This is a genomic window from Roseomonas chloroacetimidivorans, from assembly GCF_049629625.1.
In the GTDB taxonomy this organism is placed as follows: Bacteria; Pseudomonadota; Alphaproteobacteria; order Acetobacterales; family Acetobacteraceae; genus Roseomonas; species Roseomonas chloroacetimidivorans.
In genome coordinates this window covers 1-6,049 of record NZ_JBNBZS010000166.1, presented here as the reverse complement: position 1 = coordinate 6,049, position 6,049 = coordinate 1, and the positions used below count along the sequence as shown (strand labels likewise).

The following is a 6,049-nucleotide window of genomic DNA, read 5'->3' as shown; positions in this document are numbered from 1 at the left end:
GCGCATTGCCACTGGTCAGCTGCACGCCGCGCCGGTACAGCGCCAGCTCCTTCATATGCGCCGCCAACCGCCGCGCCACGTAGAGGGCCGAAACGGGCGAGCGCGTGACGTTGAAGAAGTGCTTCAGGTCGCGGTTAGCCGAGTTGAACATCATGCCGAGGAAGGTAATCGTCTCCAGCGGCTTCCGCAGGCGGCGCATCTCCGGGCCGAGGCGGCGCGCATCGTAGGGGAGCGGCGCCACGGAGCGGCCGATCGAGACCCCGCCCTCCCGGTCCGGATGGTAGTCCGGATACTCGGCGAGGGCGAACTTCACCTCCGTCTCGCGCTCGAAGAACTCCAGCATCCGCGGCCCGTTCTCCAGGAAGACCTCCACCCGCGCCTCGTCGTAGTGGTTGCCCGCCTCGCTCCGCAAATAGGTCCGGGCGGCCTCGCGGCTGTCCTCGATGCCGCGTGCCTTCGCATGAGGGTTACCAGGGATCCACAGGATGCCGCCGGAGAAGGCTGTGGTTCCGCCGAAGACCGGCTCCTTCTCCACCACCACCACGTCCAACCCCGCCTTCCGCGCCACGATCGCCGTCGAGAGGCCGCCCGCGCCCGAACCCACCACCAGCACGTCGCAGAGCTGCGCCGCTTCCTGCGCCATCACACAACCTCCTTCGTCGCAGGCGCGGGGGTGCGCCAACCCGCCAGCACCTCGGCCGCGCCGCCCAGCACTTCCCGCGCGGGCCGGGCCTCGCCGGGAGTGGCGGAGAAGCGCGGGGCGGGAGCGGGCTGCCGTAGCCCGTCCAGGTCCAGATGCGTCCCGCGCGCCGCCATGTGCGGGTGGTCCGCCGCTTCGTGCAGACTCAGCACCGCGCTCGCGCAGGCATCGATCGGTTCCAGCCGCGCCGCCCACTCGGCGCGGCCGCGGCGGCGGAAGGCGCCGGCCAACGCCGCACGGATGGCCGGCCAGCCCGCCCGGTCCTCGCGCGGCGGCAGGGAGTCCGGCGCGATCTCCAGCGCGGCCAGCAGCGCCTGCCAGAACGGCTCCTCCAGCGCTCCCACGGCCACGTGGCCGCCATCGGCCGTCTCGTAGGTGCCGTACCAGGGCGCGCCGCCGTCCAGCAGGTTCTCGCCGCGCGCGCCGCCCCAGCCGCCCCGGGCCGCCATACCGAAGAAGGCCGACATCAGGATGGAGGCGCCGTCCACCATCGCCGCGTCCACCACCTGCCCGCGCCCAGTCTCACGCGCGTGCATCGCGGCGCAGAGCACCCCGAAGAGGAGGAACATGGCGCCGCCCCCGTAGTCACCCACGAGGTTCAGCGGCGGCAGTGGCGGTCCGCCCGCCGCCCCGATCGCGTGCAGGGCGCCGGTCAGAGCGATGTAGTTGATATCGTGCCCGGCCGTGCGGGCCAGCGGCCCGTCCTGCCCCCAGCCCGTCATCCGGCCGTAGACGAGGCGCGGGTTACGGGCGAGGCACGGCCCGGGCCCGAGGCCCAGGCGCTCCATCACGCCCGGCCGGTTCCCCTCCAGCAGCACCTCGGCCCCGGACGCGAGGTCCAGCGCCGTCGCCCGATCCTCCTCCCGCTTCAGGTCGAGGACGATCACCCGCCGGCCGCGCTGGGTCGGGTCCGTCCGCGGGTCGCGCCGCGGGCCTGGCCGGGCCACCTGCACCACATCCGCCCCCATGTCGGCGAGCAGCATCGCCGCGAAGGGCACGGGCCCGATCGCGCCGAACTCCAGCACCCGCAGTCCGGCCAGCGGCCCGCTCACCCCCGCCATTCCACCACCTCGTCCAGCGGCGCCCGGCGGGTACGGAAGGCATTGGCCGGGTGCGCCTCGTTCTCGAAGCCGAAGGAGATGCCGCAGACGACCTGCCGGTGCTCGGGAATGCCGAAATGCGCGTGCAGGAAGGGCGAGTAGGCGGCCAGCGCCGCCTGCGCGATGCAGGCCACGCCCAGCGCGTGGGCCGCCAGCATGAAGGCCGTGACGTAGGCGCCGCAGTCCACCGCGCCGTAAGGCCCGAGCGCCGCCTCCGTGGTCACGATCGCCGCGTGCGGCGCACCGAAGAGGCGGAAGTTCTCGGCGGCCTGCCGGGCCGAGCCCTCCCGGTCGCCGCGCGCCACGCCGACGGCGTCGTAGAGCTGGAAGCCGCACTCCCGGCGTCGCTCCTGGTAGGCGCCGGCGTAGCTCTCGGGGAACGGGATGTCCGGCCGCCGCTCGCCGCCGCGGGCATGCGCCGTCAGCGCCGCGCGGAAGTCCTCGGTCGCCGCGCCGCTTGTCACGATCACCTTCCAGGGCTGCGCGTTGCACCAGGAGGGCGCGCGCTGTGCCGCCGTCAGAATGCGCCGGATCAGGCCCTCGTCCACCGCCTCGCCCCGGAAGGCACGGCAGCTGTGACGACCGGCCAAAAGGTGCTCGAACGCCTCTATGGCGAGGTTGGGCGGCGGGATGAGGGTGTCAGGCATGACTCTTCCGAGGAATGGGGGAGATCCGGCCCGGGCGCGGCACCGCGCCCCAGGTGCGGCGGCACTATTCCGGCTTGATATTCGCGGAGGCCAGCACGGAGCGCCAAACTCCTTCCTCCTCGGCCAATCGCTGGGCGAAGACCTGCGGCGTGGAGGTCGCCGGCTCCATGCCGGCGCCGCGGAGCATCTGCTGCACTGCGGGCAGCGCGAGCGCCTGCCGCACCGCCCCGTTGATCTTCTCGGCCACCGGCGCGGGCGTGCCGGGCGGGGCGAGAAGGCCGAACCACACCTCCACGGCGTAGCGGGGCAGGACGCTCGCGATCGGAGGGGCACCGCGGACCACAGGCGAAGGCTCGGGCGTGCTCACGCCCAGGGCGCGCAGCTTGCCCGACCCGATGTGCTCGTTCATCGCGGTGGAGGTGGTGGTCAGCACGAATTGCACCTCCCCCGCGACGAGGGCCAAAGTCATGGGCCCCTGCCCGCGATAGGGAATGTGTACAACGTCGATGCCCGCCAGCTGGCCGAGCAACAGGGTGGAGACGTGGCCGAGCGAGGCGACCCCCGCCGTGCCGTAGTTCACCCGCCCGGGGTGGGCGCGCGCGTAAACGAAAAAGCCACGCAGGTCGGTGGCCGGGAGCGCGGCCGAGGTAACCAGGACGAGCGGCGCCGACGTGACCTGCGCGACAGCGGTCAGGGCCGTGCCGCGGTAGCCGATGTTGCTCTCCGTCAGCGGTAGGATGGACGTCGGGCCGTTGTTGCTCAGCACCAGGGTATAGCCATCGGGCGCGGCGTTCATCACCTCCCGCATCGCGATCGCCCCCGCCCCGCCGCCGCGGTTCTCGATGACCACGGGCTGGCCGAACGACGCGCGCAGCGGTTCCTGCAGCGCGCGGGCGATGACATCCGTGGTCCCGCCCGGCGGGTAGGGGATGAGGATGCGGAGGGGCTTGCTCGGGAAGTCCTGCGCCCCGGCGGAGCCGATGCCGAGCGCCAGACAGAAGGCTGCCAGGACGATGCTTCGCTTCCTCATGGATGTTCTCCCCCGGCGCCGTTCATTGCCGGCAGCCATCCGTTCTGATCGTCGTCAGAAGCATAATCATACATTGGACGGTCCAATCAAGAGCATTCCTGGATGCTCCTTGATCGGCTATCATCGCGGAATCTGCTGTGGCCCGCAGATGAGCCCGTACCGGCCGCGGGACCTTGTGGGGAAGGAGTGATGCATGGTGACGCCGGGGCGTGCGAGGTCGACGCGAGCGAAGAGCGGGAAGGAAGCCGCAGCCAGGGCCGTCCGGAAATCTTCGTCACCTGCGGTACAGCTGCCGCCCCCGGTGCCGTCGGCCTACGTGCCGATCAGGACGCCGCGCATCTCTGAGGAGATCGGCGCGCGCATCCGCCAGCAGATCGCGTCCGGCGAACTGAAGCCCAACGACCGACTGCCGACGGAGCGCGAGTTGTCCGAGATGTTCGCCGTCAGCCGCATGGCGGTCCGCGAGGGCATGCGGAATCTGGAGGTTGCCGGGCTCATCACCCTGAAGAAGGGGCGCAGCGGGGGCGCTTTCGTCGCCGATGGCGGCGCCAAGCTGGTGACTCAGTCGTTCCGGGATATGATCGACCTCGGCCGCGCCTCCGTGGACATGCTGCTGGAAGCCCGGCTGCACGTGATGGACACGGTGGTGCGCCTGGCCTGCCGACGGGCGCGGGCTGCCCATCTCGCCGCGCTGGAGAAGAACCTGACCGAGGCGACCGCCCTGACCGAGCAAGGCCGCTTCGAGGAGCGCACCTACAAGGCAATTGAGTTCAACCGGCTGCTCGCCGAGGCGACAGGCAACGTGATCCTCACGGCCATGGTGGAGGGTCTCAGCGACGTCCTGCGGCACTTCGTGGCCCTGGCCGGCCCGCGGGTGCACGACCCCGTGCTGACCACGCGCCGCACCCTGCTGGACCAGATCCGCGCCAGGGACGAAGAGGCCGCCGCCCGGACCATGGAGACCTACCTGCGCGGCCTTCAGGCCCATCTCGAAAAGGCACGGCGACCGGCCGAGCGGCAGTCCGTGGAGGCGCGAGCGCGCTGAACTGGCCGCCTGGGCGTGCCAGGCCGCGGCAGGGGACGGCCAGCTGTGGCATACTTAGCTACTTACGTTGGCCTGCCTCTCCGTGGGGCGACAACGGTAGAGGAGCGTCGTGACCATGGATTGAACCAGCTCGTTCCTCTGGTTTCGGATCTCCCGGTCGAAAATGACGACGCCCTGATTGCCTTTGCTCGTGAGGCGCTTCTCAGTAGGTGTGAAGACAACGTGGATGGTGTCCCCGTGCTTCACGGGAAGATGAATACGCCACCTATCGACGCCAAGCATGGCGATGATCGTCCCGTCATTGACACCGCTCAGGCACTGGAGGCCGCCCGAGATGGCGAAGACAAGAGGGCCGTGCGCGATTGGCTCCCCGTAGGGCTGTGTCTTGCAGAACTCGTGGTCGATGTGCGGGGGGTTCATGTCGCCCGAGAGGCAGGCGAAGTTCACGATGTCCGTCAGCGTCACGGTGCGTCGACCGGTCGCGTAATGCTTCCCGACCACGAAGTCCTCGAAGTACATGCCACGAGGCTGTGCCAAATCGACTTCGGACATCGCTTCTCCCCCTACTTTGCTGAGCGCTCCGGGACTGAATCGGTCAGCCGGAGCGCCATGGATGGCTGACCGCAAAAATCGGGTCTGGCGCCGCCGTTTCGCTCCGGTTCGGGGCTCGTCCTGAGAAGGCCAGCCTCGAGGCGTCTTGGACCGTCCTTTATTCCAATTGCCCACGGGGTGCAACTCAGGTAGTCATCCGGGGTCGACCGCGGCCTGCGCCCCGGAAAGCTCCCCCAACCAACGGCCGGCAAGCAGGGAAATGAGGCGGTTGCGGTCTCGCTTGGCCCGCTTCGGGAGAATGAAGTGAAGCTCGTAACCACTCATGACGATCCGAGCCGGGCTGAATTAGAACGGCTGCCGCACGAGGATCACCTAGCACGCCGAGTCCTAACTGTCGGCATTGGCTTGAGCGCGGCAGCGGGCCTGACCGGCACGGCCCCGCCTCTCATCGAGAGTGCTCCCGTCGTGATCCCAGCCTTCCTCCAGTCACTGACGGAGCGTGGCTGATGCCCTATGTGATCGGAGAGGACGTTCCGGATCTTCCGGCCGGCCAGCGCTTCCGCGCGCTGCTGGAGCGCCCGGGCATCCTGTGCATGCCCGGCGCCCATACCGGGATGGCGGCGCTGCTGGCCAGGCGGGCGGGGTTCGAGGCGCTCTACATCTCCGGCGCCGCCATGTCGGCCAATATGGGCCTGCCCGATCTCGGCATGATCACGGTGGAGGATGTGTGCTGGCACATCCGCCAGGTGGCCCGGGCCTCGGCCCTTCCGGCCCTGGTCGATGGCGATACGGGCTACGGCGAGGCGTTGAACGTCATGCACATGGTCCGCTCCTTCGAGGATGCGGGCGCGGCGGCGGTCCAGCTGGAAGACCAGTTGCTGCCCAAGAAGTGCGGGCATCTGAATGACAAGAAGCTGGCCGACCCGCAGGATTTCGCGGCGAAGGTCGCGGCGGCGCGGCGGGCCCGGAAGCATC

The 6,049-nt window shown here is 69.9% G+C and carries 7 protein-coding genes; 2 read left to right on the top strand and 5 right to left on the bottom strand.

The window, feature by feature from the left end; translation table 11 throughout:
- From ACO1BU_RS35635 to ACO1BU_RS35620, 4 genes are all read right to left on the bottom strand, one after another.
- A partial coding sequence (locus tag ACO1BU_RS35635) for an FAD-dependent oxidoreductase (RefSeq protein ID WP_424140622.1) occupies positions 1-643 on the bottom strand: 643 nt, incomplete at its 3' end.
- On the bottom strand, positions 643-1,752 hold the full coding sequence (locus tag ACO1BU_RS35630) for a CaiB/BaiF CoA transferase family protein (RefSeq protein ID WP_424140621.1): 1,110 nt from the start codon (positions 1,750-1,752) through the stop codon (positions 643-645). The genes ACO1BU_RS35635 and ACO1BU_RS35630, both read right to left, overlap by 1 nt.
- The gene (locus ACO1BU_RS35625; RefSeq protein WP_424140620.1) at positions 1,749-2,447 is read right to left on the bottom strand and encodes a nitroreductase family protein; all 699 of its coding nucleotides are present in this window, start codon (positions 2,445-2,447) and stop codon (positions 1,749-1,751) included. The genes ACO1BU_RS35630 and ACO1BU_RS35625 overlap by 4 nt, the downstream gene beginning before the upstream one ends.
- Before the next feature lie 64 nt (positions 2,448-2,511).
- Positions 2,512-3,477 carry a Bug family tripartite tricarboxylate transporter substrate binding protein gene (locus ACO1BU_RS35620; protein WP_424140619.1) on the bottom strand — a complete coding sequence of 322 codons (966 nt, stop codon included), beginning with the start codon at positions 3,475-3,477 and terminating at the stop codon, positions 2,512-2,514.
- 301 nt (positions 3,478-3,778) lie between these two features.
- On the opposite strand from ACO1BU_RS35620, the gene ACO1BU_RS35615 reads away from it, so the two are divergent.
- Positions 3,779-4,522 (top strand): FadR/GntR family transcriptional regulator, encoded by a 744-nt coding sequence (locus ACO1BU_RS35615; RefSeq protein WP_424140618.1) that lies wholly within the window; start codon positions 3,779-3,781, stop codon positions 4,520-4,522.
- A 54-nt stretch (positions 4,523-4,576) separates the two neighbouring features.
- Here ACO1BU_RS35615 and ACO1BU_RS35610 read toward each other — a convergent pair whose 3' ends face one another.
- Complete coding sequence (locus ACO1BU_RS35610) at positions 4,577-5,041, bottom strand: MaoC/PaaZ C-terminal domain-containing protein (RefSeq protein ID WP_424140617.1); 465 nt, start codon at positions 5,039-5,041, stop codon at positions 4,577-4,579.
- A 539-nt stretch (positions 5,042-5,580) separates the two neighbouring features.
- Here ACO1BU_RS35610 and ACO1BU_RS35605 point away from each other — a divergent pair.
- On the top strand, positions 5,581-6,049 hold a 469-nt coding region (locus ACO1BU_RS35605), incomplete at its 3' end, for an isocitrate lyase/phosphoenolpyruvate mutase family protein (RefSeq protein ID WP_424140616.1).